Origin of the sequence: Micromonospora maritima (assembly GCF_902825405.1) — a bacterium.
Lineage (GTDB): Bacteria > Actinomycetota > Actinomycetes > Mycobacteriales > Micromonosporaceae > Micromonospora > Micromonospora maritima.
This window is the reverse complement of sequence record NZ_CADEAU010000001.1, coordinates 49,741-68,499: the sequence shown is the minus strand read 5'-3', so window position 1 is coordinate 68,499 and position 18,759 is coordinate 49,741. Positions and strand designations below refer to the sequence as shown.

Genomic DNA, 18,759 nt, shown 5'->3' with positions numbered 1-18,759 from the left:
GTCCGGCCGCCCGGCCGAGCTGCTGCTGGTCACCGCGCCCGGCCGGTCGCTGCGCCCGGCGCTGACCGCTGCCGGCTTCCCGCTGGTCACCGAGGTCGAGCTGGTGGGGGAGGGACCGGCCCGGCTGCTCGGCTACGCCACCGGCTCCGACCGGGGCCTGGAGGCGGCCAAGGAGGCGCTCTGGGCGGTCGACGAGTACGCCGGGGTGCGCTACCGCGACCCGGCCGATCCGCAGGGGCGGCTGCTCGACATCTCGCTGGAGCCCGAGCCCGGCCCGTTGCGGCGCGAGCTGCTGGCCGAGCTGACCCGCTCCGGCCCGCGTACGGTCAGCGAGCTGCGCCGGTTCGCCGCGACCCGCACCGTCTACCGGCCCGCCGACGCCAACCGGGCGCTGGGCTCGATGCTCGCCGCCGGCGCGGTGACCCGCGACCCGGAGCACGGCCGGCTCGGCGGCGACGTGCGGATCAGCGCCGCCCCGACCGCTGGGTCATCTGCTTGACCACCACGGACGCGCCGGTCGCGACCACGCCGATGCTGAAGACCATCTGGGCGCAGACGGCCACCCGGGCGATCTGCCCCTGGGCGTGCACGTCGCCGTAGCCGATCGTGGTGAGGGTGGCCAGGGCGAAGTAGAGCGCGTCGATCCGGGTGCGCAGCCCGACGAACTCACCGGGACGGGTGTCCGCCACCACGTAGTCGGCCAACGCGAAGACCAGCAGCCCGGCGATCAGCGCGACGGCGAGCCGGGTGAGCGCCCGGTCCTCCTCCCGGCCGGTCGGCTGGTCCCGGGTGAGCTGCCGGCGGACCTGGCCGGTCACCAGGAACGCCACCACGGCGACCAGCAGCAGCGTGCCGGCGGACCGCAGCGCCAGCCGCAACCCGTTCGGGTCCGGCTCGACCGGCACCAGGAAGTAGCCGACCAGCATCAGCGCACAGGCCGCCGCGGCCCGTCGCCGCATCCGCCGCAGGGTCAGGTCCGCCATGCCGCGATTGTTCCGTCGCGGGGTCCCCGTCGGCGGCCGAACGGTGAACCCGGCCCGGACGACGAACGGGGCACCGGCGAACCGCCGGCGCCCCGCTCGTCGTAACGGTCCGCAGACCGTCAGGCCTTGTCCTGCTTCCAGGAGAGCGGCCCCGGAAGGTCCACGCGGTGGGCGCGGGTGTTCGAGTTCCAGGACCAGCGGCCGATCTTGATGCTCCACGAGGAGAACCCGTTCTGGGTGAAGTGGAGGATCAGCGGCCCGTACTTCTTGCGCTTGCGGAACTGGACGCCCATCGGGGGTGCCTCCTTCGTCTCCCTGCCTCTGCGTCATCGAACATGCCCGGTTCGACGATGTGCGAAACCCGGTCGGATCCGGTCTGGACGGTGGGCCTACCGCCCGGCAGAATCTCTATCCAACGGGTAGGTGTTAAGGAGTGGTAAATGCTGGTGGTGGTGCTTCGTAACAATGCCAGCGATGAAAGTCTCACTGATTGGAAGGGCGTTGACCGGCGGCGAGAACGGCCGGCAGCATGAGGACATGTCGCAGCGGGACGAGCTTCTCCTCACCGCTCGCGTGCACGTCGACCTGGTCCGGCACGCGAGCGCGCTCTGTTGAGCCGAGCGCTCGTCGTTCCCTCTCCGCCCGTCCGTTCCCCCCGCCGGCGCACCGTGGCCCGGCGCGGTACGGCGTGCGCTCCCGGCCCTCGCGGGCCCCCTCCACCGCATCGTGGACAGATCAGGAGACTCCGTCATGCCCTCCCTCGCCACGCCCCGGCGCGCCCTCGCCGCCGCCGTCGCCCTGCTCGCCCTCGCCACCGCCACCGGATGCGGCGCCGACGCCGCCGCCGACGGCGACCAGACCAAGGAACTGCGCTACCAGGGCTCGGTCGGTCAGGTGACCCTCCCCGAACTCGCCGCCGACCTCGGCTACCTCGGCGACGTGAAGCTCGACTGGATCGGCAACGTCACCGGCGGCCCGGCCGACATCCAGGCCACCGCCACCGGCCAGAGCGACTTCGGCGGCGCGTTCAACGGCGCGATCGTCAAGCTCCAGGCCGCCAACGCCCCGATCACCGCGGTGGTCAGCTACTACGGCTCCGACGCCCAGACCTTCCAGGGCTACTACGTGCTCGACGGCAGCCCGATCCGCGGACCCCGCGACCTGATCGGCAAGCGGGTCGGCATGAACACGCTCGGCGCGCACGCCGAGGCCGTGCTGCGCACCTGGCTGGCCCGGGGCGGCCTCACCGCCGCCGAGATCGGCAAGGTCGAACTGGTCGCGCTGCCGCCGGTCAACACCGAACAGTCGCTGCGCGCCAAGCAGATCGACGTGGCGGTGCTCGGCGGCGTGATCCGCGACAAGGCGGTCGCGGCCGGCGGCATCCGCACCGTCTTCACCGACTACGAACTGCTCGGGGCGTTCAGCGCCGGCAGCTACGTGTTCCGCGACGACTTCATCGCCCGCAACCCGGACACGGTCCGCACGTTCGTCACCGGTGTGGGCAAGGCCATCGAGTGGGCCCGCACCCAGCCACGGGAGACCGTGGTGGCCCGGCTGCGGTCCATCATCGACAAGCGCGGCCGCAACGAGGACGCCACCCTCGTCGACTACTGGAAGTCCAGCGGCGTGGCCGAGACCGGCGGCGTCATCACCGACCGGGAGTTCGCCACCTGGATCGACTGGCTGGCCGACACCGGCGAGCTCAAGGGCGCCCGGCCGAAGCCCTCCGACCTCTACACCAACCGGTTCAACGCGTTCGCCAACCCGGGCGGTGGCGCGTGAACACCGACAAGATCCTCTTCGACCGGGTGCGCAAGGTCTTCCCCGGCCGGCGTGGCGGCGGCGGTGCGGTCACCGCGCTCGACGGTCTCACCCTCGGGGTACGCCCCGGCGAGTTCCTGGTCGTCGTCGGCCCCAGCGGCTGCGGCAAGTCCACCCTGCTCGACCTGCTCGGCGGCCTGGCCGCCCCGACCGACGGGCAGGTGCTCGTCGACGGCCGCCCGGTCACCGGACCCGGCCTGGACCGGGGCATCGTCTTCCAGCAGTACGCGCTGCTGCCCTGGCGCACCGCCGCCGGCAACGTGGCGTTCGGGCTGGAGGCGAAGGGACTGCCCCGTGCCGAGCGCGCCGAGCGGGTCGCCCACCACCTCGACCTGGTCGGGCTCACCGGCTTCGCCGACCGCTACCCGCACGAGCTGTCCGGCGGCATGAAGCAACGCGTCGCGATCGCCCGCAGCCTCGCGTACGACCCGGACGTGCTGCTCATGGACGAGCCGTTCGCCGCGCTCGACGCGCAGACCCGCGACTCGCTCCAGGACGAGCTGGTCCGGATCTGGCAGGCCACCGGCAAGACCGTCGTGTTCATCACGCACGGCATCGACGAGGCCGTGCACCTCGGCCAGCGGGTCGCCGTGATGACGTCGCGGCCCGGCCGGATCAAGCAGGTCATCGACATCGAACTGGGCGACCGGGACGCGGAGGAGGACGTCCGCTCCACCGACGCGTTCCGGCACCACCGGCACCTGATCTGGACGCTGCTGCGCGACGAGGTACGGGCCGCGCAGTCCGCCGTACGCGAGGAGGCCCCCGTTGGTTGACGTCGCCGCACCCCCGGCCCGCCCCGCGGCGGCGCCCGTCGCGGCCCCGGCCGTCGTGTCCCGCCGGCCCGGGCGGCTGCTCGCCGCCGGCGGTCGGGTCCTGCACCGCAGCGCCGCGCTGCTGGCACTGGCCGCGATCTGGGAGACCGTGCCCCGTACCGGCCTGGTCGACCGGGTCTTCCTGCCGCCCCTGTCCGAGGTGCTCGTCGCCTGGTGGGAGCTGCTGCGCAGCGGCCAGCTCGCCGAGCACGTGGGCGCCAGCCTGACCCGGTCGCTGACCGGGCTGGCGCTCGCCGTGGTCACCGCCATCCCGCTCGGCCTGCTGATCGGCTGGTACCGGCCGCTGGCCGACCTGCTCAGCCCGCTGCTGGAGGTGTTCCGCAACACCGCCGCGCTCGCGCTGCTGCCGGTCTTCGTGCTCATCCTCGGCCTGGGCGAGACCTCCAAGATCGCCCTGGTGGTCTACGCCTGCTCCTGGCCGATCCTGCTCAACACCATCGCCGGGGTCAAGGGGGTCGACCCGCTGCTGGTCCGCTCGGCCCGCTCGATGGGGCTGAACCACCTGCGGCTGTTCCAGAAGGTGATCCTGCCGGCGTCCGTGCCGACCGTGTTCACCGGCGTCCGGCTCGCCGGGGCGTACTCGATCCTGGTGCTGGTCGCCGCCGAGATGGTCGGCGCCAAGGCGGGCCTCGGCTACCTCGTGAACTACGCGCAGTACAACTTCGCGATCCCCGACATGTACGCCGGGATCATCACCATCTCCGCCATCGGGCTGGTGGTCAACCAGCTCCTCGTCGCCGGGGAACGTCGCTTCTCCACCTGGCGCGTCGACGTCACCACCGCCTGAGAGGAACCGCCATGTCCCGGACCCTGCACCTCAACGCCTTCCTGATGGGTGTCGGCCACCACGAGGCCGCCTGGCGGCACCCGCGCACCGACCCGGGCCGCCTCGCCGACGTACGGCACTTCCAGGAGCTGGCCCGCATCGCCGAGCGGGGCACGCTCGACTCGGTGTTCCTCGCCGACGGGCTGGCCGTCGGCCCGGCCGTACGCCACAACATCCAGGCCGTCTTCGAGCCGATCACGCTGCTCGCCGCGCTCGCCACCGCGACCGAACACATCGGCCTGATCGCCACCGCCTCGACCACCTACACCGAACCGTTCAACCTGGCCCGCGCGTTCGCCTCGCTCGACCACCTCAGCGGCGGCCGGGCCGGGTGGAACATCGTCACCTCCGCCCAGGCCCGCGAGGCCCGCAACTTCAACCTCGACGACCACCCGGCGCACGCCGACCGCTACCGCCGCGCCGCCGAGTACGTCGACGTGGCGATCAAGCTCTGGGACAGCTGGGAGGACGACGCGCTGGTCCTGGACACCGCCGCCGGCGTCTTCGCCGACACCGACCGGGTGCACGAGATCGCGCACACCGGCGAGCGGTTCCGGGTGGCCGGCCCGCTCAACACGCCCCGCCCGCCGCAGGGCCGCCCGCTGCTGGTGCAGGCCGGATCGTCCGCCGACGGCATCGCGTTCGCCGCCCGCTACGCCGAGGCCGTGTTCACCGCCCAGCAGACGCTCGCCGACGGCCAGGCGTTCCACGCCGCGCTGAAGCGGGCTACCGCCGAGGCCGGCCGCGACCCGGACCTGGTGAAGGTGCTGCCCGGTATCGCACCGGTGATCGGGGGTACGGAGTCCGAAGCCCGCGCCCTCGCCGACGAACTGGAGGCGCTGATCGTGCCCGAGCACGCCCTCGCCCAGCTCTCCGGCATGACCGGGCTCGACCTGACCGGGCTGCCGCTGGACGGGCCGCTGCCGGACCTGCCCGACGCCGACGCGGTGCAGTCGCACCAGAGCCGCTACCAGCTCGTGGTCGACCTGGCCCGCCGGGAGCGGCTCACCCTGCGGCAGCTCATCGGGCGGCTCGGCGGCGGGCGCGGGCACCGCGTCGTGGTCGGCACCCCCGAGCAGATCGCCGACCAGATCGAGCTCTGGTTCACCGAGGGCGCCGCCGACGGTTTCAACGTCATGCCACCGCTGCTACCCCACGGACTGGAGGCCTTCGTGGACCACGTCGTACCACTGCTGCGCCGACGCGGGCTGTTCCGGTCGGAATACACCGGACGCACCCTGCGCGAGCACTACGGCCTGCCCCGGCCGGCCAGCGTCTACGCGACCCGAGAGCTGGTGGCGTCGTGACCACCGTGGACCGGCCCGACGCCGGCACCGTCGAGCTGCGCCCGGTCGACGTCGACTCGTTCCGCGGGCTGCTGCGCCGGCAGGCGTCCACGGTCACCGTGGTCACCACGCCCGGCCTGCGCGGCACCCGGGTGCGGCCGGACCTGCCGCCGGCCGGTTTCACCGCCACCTCGTTCACCTCGGTGTCGCTGGACCCGCCGCTGGTGTCGGTCTGCCTCGGCCGGGCGTCGTCGAGCTGGCCGACCGTCGAGCAGGCCGAGCACGTGGCCGTGCACCTGCTCGCCTCCGGGCAGCAGGAGATCGCGCAGATCTTCGCCACCAGCGGCATCGACCGCTTCACCGCCCACCCCGGCTGGACCACCGGGCCGTTCGGCGTGCCGCTGATCGGCGACGCGCTCGCCGTGCTGCTGTGCCGGGTGGTCCGGCGGATCGAGGCCGGCGACCACACCATCCTGCTCGGCGAACCGCTCGCGCTGGGCGCCGGCGAGGACGGCGACCCGCTGCTGCACCACCGGGGCCGCTACACCACCACGCTCGGCGACTGGCCCGGTTCCTGGTGACCACCGCCGCCGACGAGCTGCTCGCGCTCGACCGGGCCGCCCAGGACCTGCTGTTCCGGGCGGCCCGCACGGCCAACGCGTTCACCGCCGAGCCGGTCGACGACGCGCAGGTCCGGGCCGTCCACGACCTGGTCCGGTACGGCCCGACCGCGATGAACGCCCAACCGCTGCGGGTGCTGCTGCTGCGCTCCGCGGCGGCCCGGGCGCGGCTGCTGCCGTACGTCAGCGCCGGCAACCGGGACAAGACGGCGACCGCCCCGTTGACCGCGGTGCTCGCGGCCGACGTGGACTGGCACGACCGGCTGCCCGAGCTGTTCCCGCACCGTCCCGGCGCGCGGGACTGGTTCACCGGTGACCCGGCCGGCCGGGAGACGCAGGCCCGGTTCAACGCCGCGCTCCAGATCGGCTACCTGGTGGTGGGGGTCCGCGCCGCCGGACTCGCCGCCGGCCCGATGGCCGGGTTCGACCAGGCCGGGGTGGAACGCGAGTTCTTCCCGGACGGGCGGCACCGGGTGCTGCTGCTGATGAACATCGGCCGCCCGGCGCCGGACGCCTGGCGGGAGCGGCTGCCCCGGCTGCCGTACGACGAGGTGGTCAGCACGCTCTGATCAGCGCGGCTCCCACGCGTCCGGCTGGGCGGTCAGCTTGCGCACGTGGGCCGGCAGCCGGCCGCTGACCAGCTCGTCCAGGCTCACCTCGTCGACCACCCGGCGCACCGAGGCGCGCACCGCCACCCAGAGCCGGGGCAGGTTCTCCGCCGCGCCCTCGTACCGCGTCTCCTCGGGGCGCAGCCCGCGTACGCCGGCGAGCGGGCCGTCGACGGCGCGCAGCACCTGGCCGATGGTGGTCTCGCGCGGCGGGCGGGCCAGCGTGTAGCCGCCCTCGGCGCCGCGCTGCGCCCGGACGATCCCGGCCCGGCGCAGGTCGGCCAGGACCGCTTCGAGGAACTTGCGCGGCATGTCCTGCTCCGCCGCGATGGCCTGGGTGGACAGCAGGGTCGGGTACGCGGTGGCCAGGCTCAGGGCTGCCCGGACCGCGTAGTCGCCGCGCGCGGAGATCTGCACAGTGCCATCATGCCCGGCCGGCCGGGGCGGGGGAGTCGGCGGGCGGGCGCTGACGCACCAGACGGACGGGCAGCGGCCGTTCCCGGCCGGCCCGGAACGCTCCCGGGCTCACCCCGACCTCGCGGGTGAAGAAACGCCCGAAGTTGGTCGGCTCGGGAAAACCGAGCCGCCGGCCGATCCAGGCGATCGGCTCGTCGGTGGCGGCGAGCAGCCGGCAAGCCTGCAACGCGACCCGCTCGTCCACCACCTGCTTCGCGCTGCGGCCGGTCACCGCCAGGCAGGCCCGGGTCAGGGTACGCACCGAGCAGCCGATCCGGGCGGCGTAGTCCTCGACGCGGCGGGTCTCCCGGTAGCCGCGTTCCACCTCGCGGCACAGCCGCCGGAACGTCTCCGCCTCGGCCCGGGGCTCGGGGGACCGGTCGGGCTGCGGCAGCAGGCTCAGCCGCAACAGCAGCACGGCGAGCTGGTGGCGCAACAGCGCCGCGGCGGCGGGCACCTGCGCGTGCCGGTCGGCGTCCACGGCGAGCTGGCTCACCTCGCCGATCACCGCGTCCTCGTCCTCGCCGGCGAGCTGCCGGTGGGTCGGCACCGCGTCCGGGTCGACGTCGAGGCCGCGCAGCGCGTCCGGCCCCCAGCTCACCACCGTGGCGTCGAGCTGCGTACCGACGCAGCGCAGCGCCTGGCCGGGGTGCGCGCGCAGCAGCGTGCCGGGCCGGCAGGGCACGGCCCAAAAGTCCAGCTCGGCGGTGCCGTGTCCGTGGGTGACCAGGATCAACACGTCCCGGTCGAGCAGGACCGGCCGGGGCCAGCCCCTGTCGGGGGTGAGGTCGTCGAGCGCGCCGGTGACGATCTCGTCGGTGCCGAGGCGGGGCTCCGACAGGCCGGTGCGGGTGGCCGGGGAGGGCTGACCGGTAGTGACCATCATCCCGACGGTAACCGCCCCGGCGGCACGTTGCATCTCGACGCTTTCGCCCCGCTCGCGCCACTCTTGTCGGCGCGTACGCCTGGCGGTTAGGTTACCGATCGGTAAGGCCCGGGCCGGGGGACCGGTCCGTGGCCCGGGCGACGGCGATGGGATGGGCATGACGGATCTGTTCTCGGTCGAGGGCAAGACGGTAGTGGTCACCGGCGGCTCGCGGGGGATCGGGCTGATGATCGCCCGCGGCTTCGTGCGGGCCGGCGCCCGGGTCGTCATCTCCTCGCGCAAGGCCGACGTGTGCGAGTCGGTGGCCAAGGAGCTCTCCGCCGAGGGCCACTGCGAGGCCATTCCGGCGGACCTGGGCAGCGACGAGGGCGCGCTCGCCCTGGCCGAGGCCGTGCGGCAGCGCCACGACCGGGTGCACGTGCTTGTCAACAACGCCGGCGCCACCTGGGGCGCGCCGCTGGAGGAGTACCCGGAGGGCGCGTTCGACAAGCTCTGGGCGGTCAACGTCAAGGCCGTCTTCCGGCTCACCACCGCGTTGCTGCCCGAGCTGCGCGCCGCGGCCGACGCCGACGACCCGGCCCGTGTGATCAACATCGGCTCGATCGACGGCATCCGGGTGCCGTTCATGGAGGTGTACGCCTACTCGGCCACCAAGGCGGCCGTGCACATGCTCACCCGCAGCCTCGCCCACCAGCTCGCCGGCGAGCGGATCACCGTCAACGCGATCGCGCCCGGCCCGTTCGAGAGCAAGATGATGGCGTTCGCGCTGGACGACCCGCAGTCGCGCGCGGCGATCGAGCAGCAGGTGCCGCTGGGCCGGATCGGGCGCCCCGAGGACATGGCCGGCACCGCGATCTACCTCGCGTCGCGGGCCGGCGCCTACCTGACCGGCGCGGTCATCCCGGTCGACGGCGGGATCACCACGCACGGCTGAGCGCATTTCCTGGACCGCTGGCGGTCGTCAGGCCGCGCGGCGGCGTACCCCGGGGGTGAGACGGCCCGGGGCCGCGCGGACTCGGCAGATCCGCGCGGCCCCGGGTGGTGGCCGTGTCAGCGCCCGGCGAGCAGCCGGGTCACCGCGGTGTCGACGTCCAGGTGCTCGGCCTCGCGGCCGCGCGGGACGACGACGTAGGTCCGGCGCAGGAAGCGCACCAGCACGCTGCGCGGGACCTCGAACAGGGCGTTGCCGTCCGGGGACGACAACGCGAGCGCGACGAAGTCGCCGCGCGGGGTGGCCCACGGCCAGACCCGCACGTCGCCGATGCCGGCCGGCTCGTCGAGCCCGGTGACCAGCAGTTCGCGAGCGAACGACCAGCTCACCGCCTCGCCACCGGCGGACTCGGCATGGAACAGGACATGGACCGCATACGGGTCAGCAGGGTCGTAACGCAGGCTGGCACGCACCGGCAAGGCGGTGGCGTCAGGCGCGACGAGCCTTAGCGACGTCTCGACCTCTACGGTCGTCGGTCGGATGACACTCATGGACGTTCTCCCCCCGGCACCGCTGCGGAACGCGCGTGTCCCGCTTTTCCCATACTCAGGTGCTGCTCCTGGCTACGCTCCGCCATACGCTGACTTCACCCAGTGGTGGGAAGGGGGTCGGAAAGCCTTCGGGAACGTGAGAACCCTTGTAGGATTTCCGGTTCCGCCCACTCCGTCGTCCCGCCCGGCAACGGGTGGTTCAGTCGTCGACTTACTCCGGTAACGTCCAGTCGTCAGCAGGGGTGACGGTCCCGGGCGACACTGGGGGTGGAAATGGTCACGAGGGGCTCCTCGGTGGCGGCGCGGACCAGGGCCGAATCGCCGAAAGGTGCGGCCCGAACAGCCAAAAGGCGGGGGTACGAGGTGTCGGTCGACGGGCGTTCGCCGGGCGCTCTGACGGAACGCAGGCGGGGCTGGCGAGGTCGCCTCCACACCACGCTGGACCTGATCCGCGCCAACCCCACCGGCCGCGTCGCCCTCAAGATCTTCATCGGCATCCTCGGCGCCCTGGTGGTCACCGTCGGCATCGCCCTCATCCCACTGCCCGGCCCCGGCTGGCTGCTGGTCATCGCCGGCCTCGGCGTCTGGGCGGTCGAGTTCCACTGGGCCCGCCGACTGCTCGCGTTCACCCGCCGCCACGTCAACGCCTGGACGCGCTGGGTGACCAGCCGGTCGCTCGGCGTGCGCTTCGTGCTCGGCGCCGTCGGGCTGGTCTTCGTGTCCGTGGTGGTGTGGCTGTCGCTCAAGTACAGCCTCGGCATCGACGTGGTGGCGCGGGCGCTGCACTACCTCGCGACGCACTGAGACCCGGTTTTTGGTCCGGGCTCTCGATCGGGTAGAGTCATGCGCGCTGAGGGCGATTAGCTCAGCGGGAGAGCGCTTCGTTCACACCGAAGAGGTCACTGGTTCGATCCCAGTATCGCCCACGCAGGTCAAAGGCCACTTCCCGGCTTCGGGAGGTGGCCTTTCTGCTGTCGTACAGCAGCTTTGTACAGCAGTTCTCGTCAGCGGCTCAGGGATTCGCCGAGGCGCTTGAGTGCGTCTCTGGTCTTTGTCGATGTGACCTGGGTGTAGATCTCCATCGTTACGGCGAAGCGGGCGTGCCTCAACACCTGCATGGCGACTCTGGGGTGGACGTCGAGGTCGGCCAGGAGGGTGGCGCAGGTTCGCCTGGCGTCGTGGACGGTGATCGGCGTGACGCCTGCTTTCTCGCACCTGGTCTGCCAGGAGCGTTGGAAGTTGCGGGGCTCGATCGGGGTGCCGTAGCGGGTGGTGAGGACGAGTCCGGTTTCGTGCCATGCCTTGCCTGCGGCTGCTTCTGCCTCCTCCCGTTGTTGCTGTCTGAGCTTGAGGGCGGTCAGGCAGATGCCGCTGCAGCGAGGTGCGCTACTTGCAGAGGCCCAGCTGACCCGGAGGATCGACCGCCGTGCGCTAGCCCTGTTGCTGTCGACAGCAACAGGGCTAGCGACAGGGCCGAGCGGCGCCAGCCGGAGCCAGCCGGCGACGGGATCAACGCCTGACGTCAGAGACGTGAGCGGACGCGGCCGGACGCAGCGCGCAGAACTTACAAGCGGGGGGTCTAGCGCAACCCGGTGGACGGGGATCAGCGGAGCCTTGACACTCGGCATGTGATCGACATGCGAGACGTCGGGGTGCGGGTCCTGGCCGGTGACCTGGCTAGCGAGGAGCTGCCGCTGGTTGCGGCGCAAGCCCTTGCCGAGGGGCTGGATAGTCCATCGTTGCGGGAACTCGCTGGGCTCTCGCGAGGCGAGTACCGCGAGGCACGGGAGCTGTTGGACCAGGTGGTCGACGAGTTGGGCTTGCCTGAGCTGCCAGACGAGGACCAAGCCGTCTGGGAGGTGGTGGTCTCGTATGCGCGTCGTTTGGTGTCCGGGGCCATCGCGCCGGTGGATGGGGCTCATGCCATCGCCGCCTATGCCGGGTCGCTAGGGTTCCCGGAGCCCCTTGCCACGATCGCCTTCTTGGCCGACCTGTGGGAGGACAGCGCTGCTGGGCGCGCCCAACTTGAGCAGGACATGGTGCGGGAGGCAGAAGCCATGCTGCGGGGCGTGGGTGACTAACTGGGTGACGATCGGGTCGGACACCACTGGACGAGCACGGACGATGCCAGCAGCCCGGGGCCGAACGAGCAGCAGGTGAGCGTGCTGTGATTGTTGCCTGGGGGTCAAGGAGTCGAAGGCGCTTGAGATTCGTCGGGCGCAGTAGTGCGAAAGGCCGTCGCCGGCTGGCTAGGCCGCCATCCCTCGCCCAGTGCCTTGCGGATGACTGCCGCGACCTGCGAGGGAAGAACAGGGATCGACGGACCGCCGAACCAGTTGCTCGGGTGGTCCTGGGACATGCTGACCAGCAGTACGCTGCCCTTGCAGTCAGCTTGCTCGACGGCGAGGGCGAGTGGTCGCTCACCGAGCGCCTGGGCGTAGGTGGGTCGTCCGCGCACTCGCCATCTGTAGACCACGCCGTCGACCGTGATAAGCCGAGAGCCCTTCTTGGTCAACACCACGTCGGTCCCCTCGCCATCAGATGCCGGTGCCGGCAGCTAACCACGCCGCACCAGTGGTCGGGGCACACAGGGGGCACAAGACACCGTCAAACGTCGTCAACCAGCAACCAACGATGGCAGCCGGAGACGGCGTGTGACCAGGGACCGACCAGCGTTCCTGCTGGTGGCGGGACACCGGCTCTTGGTTCCGCTTCAACGTCTGAGTCTGGAGCGTCTGGCCCGGACTAAGTCCGCGTAGTCCTCCCCGGCGACGCCGTGATTGACCCAGCGATGCGGCGCTGCGCCGGTCGAGCGCTCTGCCAGTTCTATCGCTTCGGTCGGGTCCTGAACGTGCCCGATCAGCCGGCCAGGGCCCGGGTCATCCTCGCCTTCTGAATCAAGCGGCGGGAAGACCGACAGGTCCCCGCAGTTCTCGTCGTCCAGGTCCTGTACGTCATGGACGGAGACGTTGTAGCCGTCCTGCCATGGCCAGATGGACACCCAGCGGATGCCTTCGATGCTCCCCACCGTGACGGGTCCGAGGAACTGCTCGACATCCTTCCTGCGTTGCAGCGCGCCAAGGAGGAACGACCGGCTGAGGTATCGCACGCTGCGAAGGCTATCCGGTACGTCCTCTGCAGAGGCGGCGGTTGCTGTCGACAGCAACGGCGACAGCAACCGGGCCAGACGGAGTGGGGCTCAGCCGGACATGGGCGGATCACTGCCCGAGGTCACAGACGCGCGCGGACCGGGCCGATCCGAGCGCCCAGAACTTGTAAGCGAGTGGTCCAGGCCGTGCCGGCTGACCTTGGGGAGGGCTACTCCGCGACGAAAACGCCCACGCCGGGCAGCGTTTCGGTCATCCCCTTGATCCGTAGTACCTGCATGGCCCGGTCAATAACCGGCTCGGTAACGCTGTAGTGCTCGATCAGCTCTCGCCGGCTGGGTAGCTTGGAGCCCGGCGGGAACTCGCCGTTAGCGATGCGTTCGGCGAGGTCGTCGGCGATCTGCTCGTAGCGGTAACGCGGTGGCACGGTGTTCCCCTCGGTTGGCAACACGAGTAGACCACCTACGTCAGCCCTTGACTACCCAACGGTACCTATGGGAGGTTGCCGAGGAGGTCGATTCCCCCGGTTGGCGCTGCGGGCCGTCCTCGCCGGCGTGGATGCCCGGCGCATCCCCCGTGATCGGGCATCCACGCCTCCGGACACCTGCGGCACGAGGAGGCGGCAGTGCTCCCTTCCAATCCCCTGCTGCGGCAAAGATCTGCCCCTACAGCCCCCGCGAGCCGATGAAGCGCGTCTCGTACGACGAGTACGTCCTGGCGGTGGCGCTCACCCTCGCCCGGCGTCATCGGCCCGTCTGGTCGTGGCGGCACTGGCGACATGCCTGCCGCTGCGGAAGCAGCCTGCCCTGCCGAAGCCGCCACCGTATCCCGATCAACCGCGGCCACTGGCCCAGCCAGGACGGCCCGCGATGACCACCCACCTACCGATCAAACCGGCCTGGTCCTGCGGCGGCTGTGCGGGGGAGTGGCCCTGCCAGACCCGGCGACGCGAGCTGCGCGCCGAATACGACCGCGCCCCCGTGTCGCTCGCCCTCTACCTGGCCGCCCAGCTCGTCGACGCCGCCCAGGACCTGGCCTACGTCCCCGCCGGCCACCTGCACCACCGGTTCCTCGGCTGGACCCGATGAGCATCCTGAGACCCGGCGACGAGAAGTTCCACTACAGCGACGGTTCTCACAAGTGGATCCCACCCCACCCCGACTACGACCAGGAGGTCTGGGACGAGCAGGTCCGCCAGCACAAGCAAGGCCACCTCAGGAACGAGCGCCCGAAGGTCCGGATCCAACGCCTTGTGTGATGCCAGGAGTACAGCAGCGAAGTACAGCATCCGTGCCAGCCGAACCAGGCCGAGAGGCGCGTCAGCAGGCCGTTTGACCTCGCATCGAGCCCGATCCGACCTGCTCGCCGAGAGTTCACACCGAAGAGGTCACTGGTTCGATCCCAGTATCGCCCACGCAGGTCAAAGGCCACTTCCCGGCTTCGGGAGGTGGCCTTTCTGCTGTCGTACAGCAGGTCTCGTCAACGGCTCAGGCAGTCGCCGAGGCGCTTGAGCGCGTCTCTCGTCGACTTCGATGAGACCTGCGTGTAGATCGATGGAGCGTCCACCCCCTTGCCTCTGAGGGCGAGGTCGCCGATCCGGCTCTCGGTGCACTGCCGGGCCTGGCCGACCACATGCGAGGCGTCACCGGCGGGGCGACGAACATCCCGGGCCCGAGTCTGCGCCCCGGCGGCGCCAGCAGCGGAGCAGGCTGCTCGAATGCTAAGTCGCGCCGGTGCGGCGCGTCGTGCTGAATCGGCGCTGGTAAGCGGCGGGGCTGATCGACAGTTTCCGTGCGAAGACCCGTCGCATGCTCTCGTAGCTGGGAAACCCGGCGAGGGTCGCGGCCTGCGTCGCGTTGTGCCCCTGGTCGAGCAGTGCTCTGGCCATGTCGAACCGAATGTTCTCCACGTAGCGGGCCGGTGTCGTCGACAGCTCGTCCTGAAAGAGCCGGGTGAGGTGCCGGGTGCTCACGTGGAGATGTTTCGCCAGTTCGTCGAGCGAGTGGCTCCCGCGGGGGTTTGCCGTCACCAGGTCGGTGATCGTGCGCAGAGCCGGCGACCGGGGAGGCGGTCCCTGCAGCGGTGCGGAGAACTGGGACTGGCCGCCCGCACGCTGCATGTAGACCACGAGGGCGCGGGCGACGTCGCGTGCCACGTCGGGCCCGTGGTCCTCTTCGACGAGGGCGAGCGCCAGGTCGATCCCGGCCGTGACGCCTGCCGAGGTGTACGTCGTGCCGTCCCGGACGTAGATCGCGTCAGGGTCGACGCGAGTTGTCGGATACCGCGCCGCGAGTTCGTGCGCGACCTTCCAGTGCGTGGTCGCATGTTTGCCGTCGAGGAGGCCGGCGGCAGCGAGGACGAAAGCCCCGGTGCAGATCGACGCGACCCGACCGGCAGCGACCGCCGGTGCCCGTACGGCCTCCGCCAGGTCCGTCGGCACCTGGGCGCGCGGATAGCGATCGGACCCGGGCACCAGCAAGGTGTGGACGGCCGGCGACCGCGCGAGGGAACCGTCGGCCGCCATCCGGACTCCGAGGTTCGTGGTGACGTCCGCGCCGCTGGGCGACAGCAACAGGATGCCGTAGTCGGCGCCGAACCGGTTCGCCTCCTTGAACACCTCCGCGGGACCGGCGACGTCCAGCAACGTCACCCCGTCGTAGACGAGGATCGCCACCCGGTGGGTGCCGGCGGTCACCACTGCGGCTCCTCCGGAGCCGGATGGGCTCGGTGCGGGCCGGACGCCGGCGGCGCCGACCGCCGTCGGGTCGGCGTGACGGGAGGCTCGGACACCGCTCCTTCGTAACACGCGCCACCACCGGAGATCGCGGGATCCTCGGGGCCGGGCGGGTCACGTCATGTCCGGATCTGAGGGATTCCTGGCCGGACGAGGGCGGCGTCGTACGACGATCGGTGGGCAGCATGGGACCCGGACAGCAGCGGGCGGACATATCCGGGAAGGTTGAGGATCATGCCAGAGGTCATAGCGGGGTTGGCGATTCCGGAGACAGCAGCCGTCGCCGAGGCGACCGAGCGCATCCGGGAGACGACCAGCCCGCTCATCTACCACCACTCGCGGCGGGTCTTTCTCTTCGGCCTCATCCACGCAGACCGGCTCGGCGTGAAACCTGATCCGGAGCTGCTCTACCTGGCGGCCATGTTCCACGACACCGGCCTGCTGAGGCCCTTCTCCGACGCCGAACAGCGCTTCGAAGTCGACGGGGCCGACCACGCCCGCGCATTCCTCCTGGACCGGGGTTTCTCTACGGCCGCCGCGGAGACCGTATGGACGGCGATCGCGCTGCACACGACGCCGGGCATCCCCGACCGGATGGGCCCGGAGATCGCGACCACGTACCTCGGTGTCCTCACCGACGTGCTCGGCCTCGGCCTGGACGAACTGGACCGCGACCGGCTGGACGAGATCCTCGCCGTCCACCCGCGGGGCGACTTCAAGAACGAGTTCTTGCGGACCTACGTCGAGGGGCTGAAGAACCGGCCCGAGACCACGAACGGCACCGTGAACTCCGACGTGCTCGAACACTTCGTCCCCGGCTTTCGCCGGGTGACGACTGTTGAACGCATGCTCGGTTCTCCCTGGCCGAGCTGATCGGACCCATGACCACCCGACAATGACGAAGCCCCAGAAAGGATCCGGGCATGCGAGCAATCACCGTACGCGACCGTGCGGCAGGCGTCAGTGGACTCACCCTGACCGACCTGCCCTACCCGCAGGCTGCGGTGAACGACGTCATCGTGCGCGTACACGCCGCGGGCTTCACCCCCGGCGAGCTCGACTGGCCGACGACGTGGGCCGACCGCGCCGGTCGCGACCGCACGCCCAGCGTCCCCGGGCACGAGCTGTCCGGGGTCGTGGTCGAACTCGGCTACGGCACCACCGGCCTCACCGTCGGCCAGCGCGTGTTCGGACCGACCGACTGGGCCCGCGACGGCTCCCTGGCCGAGTACACCGCGGTGGAGGCGCGCAACCTCGCCCCCCTCCCGGCCGACATCGACCACACCATGGCCGCCGCGCTGCCCATCTCCGGACTGACCGCGTGGCAGGGGCTGTTCGATCACGGCCAGCTCACGACCGGCCAGACCGTCCTCATCCACGGTGCGGCGGGCGGGGTCGGCTCGCTCGCCGTCCAGCTCGCGCGGGAGGCGGGTGCCCGCGTGATCGGCACCGGCCGGGCCGGCGACCGTGACCTCGCGCTCGACCTCGGCGCGCACACCTTCCTCGACCTGGATGCCGGCGAGCTGCGGCTCGCCGGCGAGGTGGACCTGGTGCTCGACGTCATCGGCGGCGACGTCCTCGCGCGCTCGACCGAACTGGTACGCCCGGGCGGCACCGTCGTCACCATCGCCGCGCCGCCCGCCGTACAGCCGACAGGCGGGCGAGCCGTCTTCTTCGTCGTCGAGCCCGATCGCGTCCGGCTGGCCGACCTTGCCCGGCGGGTGCGGGCCGGACGGCTCAAGCCCGTCATCGGCGCCGTGCGCCCGCTGTCCGAGGCGACCTCCGCGTTCGCCCGCGGCCGCCGCGCGCCGGGCAAGACGATCATCCAGGTGGCGGACGAGCAGGGTGCGGCGCAGTCGTGACCGGCCCGCGGACGCCAGCGGCCCGCCGATCGCCGGCATCTTCTCGCGTCCGGTCGCGGGCCGGAGCCGGACGCCCGCGATCTTCTCGATTGGAACGGAGCCTCCGATGAGTTCTCCCCGCCTCGACCTTCAGGGACGCCGCATCCTCATCACCGGGGCCGGCAGCGGGATCGGTCGCTCCCTGGCCCTCGCGCTGGCCTCCCGCCACAGCACACTGGCCCTGGCCGGCCGGCGGCCCGAACCACTCGCCGAGACCGCCGCACTGGTCGTCGAGCGCGGCGGCACCGCGTGCACGGTCACCACCGACCTCACCGCCGACGGGGAGCCCGAACGGGTGGTCACAGCGGCCGTCGCCGAACTCGGCGGCCTCGACATATTGATCAACAACGCCGGAAACGTACGGGCCTCGGCGCTCGAAGACATCGACGTCGTCGACATCCAGGCCATGATCCAGCTCAACCTGCTCGCACCCATCCTCCTGACCCGGGCGGCGCTGCCGTACCTGCGCGCCGCCGGCGCCCGACACGGTCACGCCGCCCTGGTCGGCATCGCCTCGGCCTCCGCCCTGGTCGGCACGCCCTACTACGCCACCTACGCGGCCACCAAGGCCGGCCTCGCCCGCTTCGACGAAGCGCTACGTCGCGAGCTGTACGGCAGCGGCATCCACGTGGCCACCGTCTTCCCCGGCCCGGTCGACACGCCCATGATGGCAACCACTCAGGCCGGCCCGGACCTGGGCTACGGACTGCGTCCCGTCGACGACGTGGTCGCCGAGATCGTGGCCGGCCTCGAGAACCGTCAGATCGACATCAACACCCAGCTGCCCGAGCGCCGCGCGATGGAGGACCTCAACGTACGCGATCCGCTCGCCGTCGACGCAGCCCTCGCGCCGAAGCTCGCCGAGCTGCGAGCCGCCATCAGCAGTCACCGCAGCATCTGACCCCACGGCGGCGGCCGGGACGACATCTCCGGCCGCACGGCGCTGTCACCTGTCGTGCCCGGGCCGACCGCACCTCCGCTCCACGCCACTCGCCGGACTGCCGCACTACCGCGGGCCCGCGACGTGCCCTGGGCGCAGCACTGGCAGGTCCGGACCACCTGGTTGATCCAGGTCTGCACGTCCCGGGACTGGAGCCGGTCGAGCCGCTTGGTCCCTGGGCTGGGGCGATGTAGCGGCGGACGAACGTCTCGTAGGTGGCGTAAGGCGTGGCGGCTCGGATGTGTACCAACCTCTTGACACAAACTCACGGGC

The 18,759-nt window shown here is 71.5% G+C and carries 23 protein-coding genes, 1 tRNA gene and 3 pseudogenes; 17 read left to right on the top strand and 10 right to left on the bottom strand.

Annotated features, from left to right (window positions below):
• Positions 1-499, top strand: a pseudogene (locus tag HUW36_RS00485) (hypothetical protein); the annotation flags it as partial.
• Here HUW36_RS00485 and HUW36_RS00480 read toward each other — a convergent pair.
• Positions 465-983 (bottom strand): potassium channel family protein, encoded by a 519-nt coding sequence (locus tag HUW36_RS00480; protein ID WP_174526224.1) that lies wholly within the window; start codon positions 981-983, stop codon positions 465-467. The pseudogene HUW36_RS00485 and the gene HUW36_RS00480 sit on opposite strands and share 35 nt — an antisense overlap.
• Before the next feature lie 119 nt (positions 984-1,102).
• A complete protein-coding gene (locus HUW36_RS00475) occupies positions 1,103-1,276 on the bottom strand; it encodes a DUF4236 domain-containing protein (protein ID WP_064498970.1) in 174 nt (57 codons plus the stop codon).
• 181 nt (positions 1,277-1,457) lie between these two features.
• Here HUW36_RS00475 and HUW36_RS00470 point away from each other — a divergent pair, with 181 nt between their 5' ends.
• The 7 genes from HUW36_RS00470 (at position 1,458) to HUW36_RS00440 (ending at position 6,941) form a co-directional block, all read left to right on the top strand.
• Positions 1,458-1,598 (top strand): putative leader peptide, encoded by a 141-nt coding sequence (locus HUW36_RS00470; RefSeq protein ID WP_174526223.1) that lies wholly within the window; start codon positions 1,458-1,460, stop codon positions 1,596-1,598.
• Between the two features lie 135 nt (positions 1,599-1,733).
• The gene (locus tag HUW36_RS00465; RefSeq protein WP_174526222.1) at positions 1,734-2,765 is read left to right on the top strand and encodes an ABC transporter substrate-binding protein; all 1,032 of its coding nucleotides are present in this window, start codon (positions 1,734-1,736) and stop codon (positions 2,763-2,765) included.
• The gene (locus HUW36_RS00460) at positions 2,762-3,580 is read left to right on the top strand and encodes an ABC transporter ATP-binding protein (protein WP_174526221.1); all 819 of its coding nucleotides are present in this window, start codon (positions 2,762-2,764) and stop codon (positions 3,578-3,580) included. Before HUW36_RS00465 ends, HUW36_RS00460 begins: the two co-directional genes overlap by 4 nt.
• Complete coding sequence (locus HUW36_RS00455; RefSeq protein WP_217428729.1) at positions 3,573-4,427, top strand: ABC transporter permease; 855 nt, start codon at positions 3,573-3,575, stop codon at positions 4,425-4,427. The genes HUW36_RS00460 and HUW36_RS00455 overlap by 8 nt, the downstream gene beginning before the upstream one ends.
• A gap of 11 nt (positions 4,428-4,438) precedes the next feature.
• The gene (locus HUW36_RS00450) at positions 4,439-5,773 is read left to right on the top strand and encodes an LLM class flavin-dependent oxidoreductase (protein WP_174526220.1); all 1,335 of its coding nucleotides are present in this window, start codon (positions 4,439-4,441) and stop codon (positions 5,771-5,773) included.
• Positions 5,770-6,333 carry a flavin reductase family protein gene (locus HUW36_RS00445; RefSeq protein WP_174526219.1) on the top strand — a complete coding sequence of 188 codons (564 nt, stop codon included), beginning with the start codon at positions 5,770-5,772 and terminating at the stop codon, positions 6,331-6,333. The genes HUW36_RS00450 and HUW36_RS00445 overlap by 4 nt, the downstream gene beginning before the upstream one ends.
• A complete protein-coding gene (locus HUW36_RS00440) occupies positions 6,330-6,941 on the top strand; it encodes a malonic semialdehyde reductase (protein WP_174526218.1) in 612 nt (203 codons plus the stop codon). Before HUW36_RS00445 ends, HUW36_RS00440 begins: the two co-directional genes overlap by 4 nt.
• On the opposite strand, the gene HUW36_RS00435 is transcribed toward HUW36_RS00440, so the two are convergent.
• Positions 6,942-7,397 (bottom strand): RrF2 family transcriptional regulator, encoded by a 456-nt coding sequence (locus HUW36_RS00435; RefSeq protein ID WP_098745685.1) that lies wholly within the window; start codon positions 7,395-7,397, stop codon positions 6,942-6,944. It lies immediately after the preceding gene.
• Positions 7,398-7,404: 7 nt separating this feature from the next.
• On the bottom strand, positions 7,405-8,322 hold the full coding sequence (locus tag HUW36_RS00430) for a helix-turn-helix domain-containing protein (RefSeq protein ID WP_174526217.1): 918 nt from the start codon (positions 8,320-8,322) through the stop codon (positions 7,405-7,407).
• A gap of 157 nt (positions 8,323-8,479) precedes the next feature.
• Between HUW36_RS00430 and HUW36_RS00425 the strand changes: the two genes are divergently transcribed.
• Positions 8,480-9,256, top strand: coding sequence for a glucose 1-dehydrogenase (locus HUW36_RS00425; RefSeq protein ID WP_174526216.1), 777 nt, complete (start codon positions 8,480-8,482; stop codon positions 9,254-9,256).
• Between the two features lie 116 nt (positions 9,257-9,372).
• Here HUW36_RS00425 and HUW36_RS00420 read toward each other — a convergent pair whose 3' ends face one another.
• Positions 9,373-9,804 carry an SsgA family sporulation/cell division regulator gene (locus HUW36_RS00420; RefSeq protein ID WP_053653619.1) on the bottom strand — a complete coding sequence of 144 codons (432 nt, stop codon included), beginning with the start codon at positions 9,802-9,804 and terminating at the stop codon, positions 9,373-9,375.
• 273 nt (positions 9,805-10,077) lie between these two features.
• Here HUW36_RS00420 and HUW36_RS00415 point away from each other — a divergent pair, with 273 nt between their 5' ends.
• Both HUW36_RS00415 and HUW36_RS00410 read left to right on the top strand, forming a co-directional pair.
• Positions 10,078-10,608: a TIGR02611 family protein gene (locus HUW36_RS00415; RefSeq protein WP_246247747.1), complete on the top strand. Its 531-nt coding sequence runs from the start codon at positions 10,078-10,080 to the stop codon at positions 10,606-10,608.
• A 50-nt stretch (positions 10,609-10,658) separates the two neighbouring features.
• Positions 10,659-10,730: transfer RNA gene (locus HUW36_RS00410), tRNA-Val, on the top strand.
• Positions 10,731-10,808: 78 nt separating this feature from the next.
• Here the strand turns inward: HUW36_RS00410 and HUW36_RS35415 are convergent.
• A pseudogene (locus HUW36_RS35415) lies at positions 10,809-11,171 on the bottom strand (tyrosine-type recombinase/integrase); the annotation flags it as partial.
• A 261-nt stretch (positions 11,172-11,432) separates the two neighbouring features.
• On the opposite strand from HUW36_RS35415, the gene HUW36_RS00400 reads away from it, so the two are divergent.
• Positions 11,433-11,885, top strand: a complete 453-nt coding sequence (locus HUW36_RS00400) for a hypothetical protein (RefSeq protein ID WP_174526215.1) — start codon at positions 11,433-11,435, stop codon at positions 11,883-11,885.
• A gap of 632 nt (positions 11,886-12,517) precedes the next feature.
• Here HUW36_RS00400 and HUW36_RS00395 read toward each other — a convergent pair.
• Entirely contained in the window at positions 12,518-12,913 is a 396-nt protein-coding gene (locus tag HUW36_RS00395; protein WP_174526214.1) for a hypothetical protein, read from the bottom strand.
• 209 nt (positions 12,914-13,122) lie between these two features.
• Positions 13,123-13,362, bottom strand: coding sequence for a winged helix-turn-helix domain-containing protein (locus HUW36_RS00390; protein ID WP_174526213.1), 240 nt, complete (start codon positions 13,360-13,362; stop codon positions 13,123-13,125).
• Positions 13,363-13,780: 418 nt separating this feature from the next.
• Here HUW36_RS00390 and HUW36_RS00385 point away from each other — a divergent pair, with 418 nt between their 5' ends.
• Together HUW36_RS00385 and HUW36_RS00380 are read left to right on the top strand one after the other, a co-directional pair.
• Positions 13,781-13,999, top strand: a complete 219-nt coding sequence (locus tag HUW36_RS00385) for a flavin reductase (RefSeq protein ID WP_174526212.1) — start codon at positions 13,781-13,783, stop codon at positions 13,997-13,999.
• On the top strand, positions 13,996-14,169 hold the full coding sequence (locus HUW36_RS00380; protein WP_174526211.1) for a hypothetical protein: 174 nt from the start codon (positions 13,996-13,998) through the stop codon (positions 14,167-14,169). Before HUW36_RS00385 ends, HUW36_RS00380 begins: the two co-directional genes overlap by 4 nt.
• A gap of 462 nt (positions 14,170-14,631) precedes the next feature.
• Here the strand turns inward: HUW36_RS00380 and HUW36_RS00375 are convergent, their stop codons facing one another.
• Positions 14,632-15,606, bottom strand: coding sequence for a GlxA family transcriptional regulator (locus tag HUW36_RS00375; RefSeq protein ID WP_174526210.1), 975 nt, complete (start codon positions 15,604-15,606; stop codon positions 14,632-14,634).
• A gap of 273 nt (positions 15,607-15,879) precedes the next feature.
• Here HUW36_RS00375 and HUW36_RS00370 point away from each other — a divergent pair, with 273 nt between their 5' ends.
• The 3 genes from HUW36_RS00370 to HUW36_RS00360 all read left to right on the top strand — a co-directional run bounded on the left by HUW36_RS00370 (position 15,880) and on the right by HUW36_RS00360 (position 18,447).
• Positions 15,880-16,518: an HD domain-containing protein gene (locus HUW36_RS00370; protein ID WP_174526209.1), complete on the top strand. Its 639-nt coding sequence runs from the start codon at positions 15,880-15,882 to the stop codon at positions 16,516-16,518.
• 50 nt (positions 16,519-16,568) lie between these two features.
• Positions 16,569-17,507, top strand: coding sequence for an NADP-dependent oxidoreductase (locus HUW36_RS00365; protein ID WP_174526208.1), 939 nt, complete (start codon positions 16,569-16,571; stop codon positions 17,505-17,507).
• Between the two features lie 106 nt (positions 17,508-17,613).
• Entirely contained in the window at positions 17,614-18,447 is an 834-nt protein-coding gene (locus HUW36_RS00360; protein ID WP_174526207.1) for an SDR family NAD(P)-dependent oxidoreductase, read from the top strand.
• 110 nt (positions 18,448-18,557) lie between these two features.
• Here HUW36_RS00360 and HUW36_RS35410 read toward each other — a convergent pair.
• Positions 18,558-18,724, bottom strand: a pseudogene (locus tag HUW36_RS35410) (site-specific integrase); the annotation flags it as partial.
• Positions 18,725-18,759: the final 35 nt, after the last annotated feature.

Excerpts from the sequence above, each read along its gene's own strand:
- HUW36_RS00480 (WP_174526224.1), bottom strand. The coding sequence starts at position 983 with ATGGCGGACCTGACCCTGCGGCGGATGCGGCGACGGGCCGCGGCGGCC.
- HUW36_RS00475 (WP_064498970.1), bottom strand. The coding sequence starts at position 1,276 with ATGGGCGTCCAGTTCCGCAAGCGCAAGAAGTACGGGCCGCTGATCCTC.
- HUW36_RS00470 (WP_174526223.1), top strand. The coding sequence starts at position 1,458 with ATGAAAGTCTCACTGATTGGAAGGGCGTTGACCGGCGGCGAGAACGGC.
- HUW36_RS00465 (WP_174526222.1), top strand. The coding sequence starts at position 1,734 with ATGCCCTCCCTCGCCACGCCCCGGCGCGCCCTCGCCGCCGCCGTCGCC.
- HUW36_RS00450 (WP_174526220.1), top strand. The coding sequence starts at position 4,439 with ATGTCCCGGACCCTGCACCTCAACGCCTTCCTGATGGGTGTCGGCCAC.
- HUW36_RS00430 (WP_174526217.1), bottom strand. The coding sequence starts at position 8,322 with ATGATGGTCACTACCGGTCAGCCCTCCCCGGCCACCCGCACCGGCCTG.
- HUW36_RS00425 (WP_174526216.1), top strand. The coding sequence starts at position 8,480 with ATGACGGATCTGTTCTCGGTCGAGGGCAAGACGGTAGTGGTCACCGGC.
- HUW36_RS00420 (WP_053653619.1), bottom strand. The coding sequence starts at position 9,804 with ATGAGTGTCATCCGACCGACGACCGTAGAGGTCGAGACGTCGCTAAGG.
- HUW36_RS00415 (WP_246247747.1), top strand. The coding sequence starts at position 10,078 with ATGGTCACGAGGGGCTCCTCGGTGGCGGCGCGGACCAGGGCCGAATCG.
- HUW36_RS00385 (WP_174526212.1), top strand. The coding sequence starts at position 13,781 with ATGACCACCCACCTACCGATCAAACCGGCCTGGTCCTGCGGCGGCTGT.
- HUW36_RS00380 (WP_174526211.1), top strand. The coding sequence starts at position 13,996 with ATGAGCATCCTGAGACCCGGCGACGAGAAGTTCCACTACAGCGACGGT.
- HUW36_RS00370 (WP_174526209.1), top strand. The coding sequence starts at position 15,880 with ATGCCAGAGGTCATAGCGGGGTTGGCGATTCCGGAGACAGCAGCCGTC.
- HUW36_RS00365 (WP_174526208.1), top strand. The coding sequence starts at position 16,569 with ATGCGAGCAATCACCGTACGCGACCGTGCGGCAGGCGTCAGTGGACTC.
- HUW36_RS00360 (WP_174526207.1), top strand. The coding sequence starts at position 17,614 with ATGAGTTCTCCCCGCCTCGACCTTCAGGGACGCCGCATCCTCATCACC.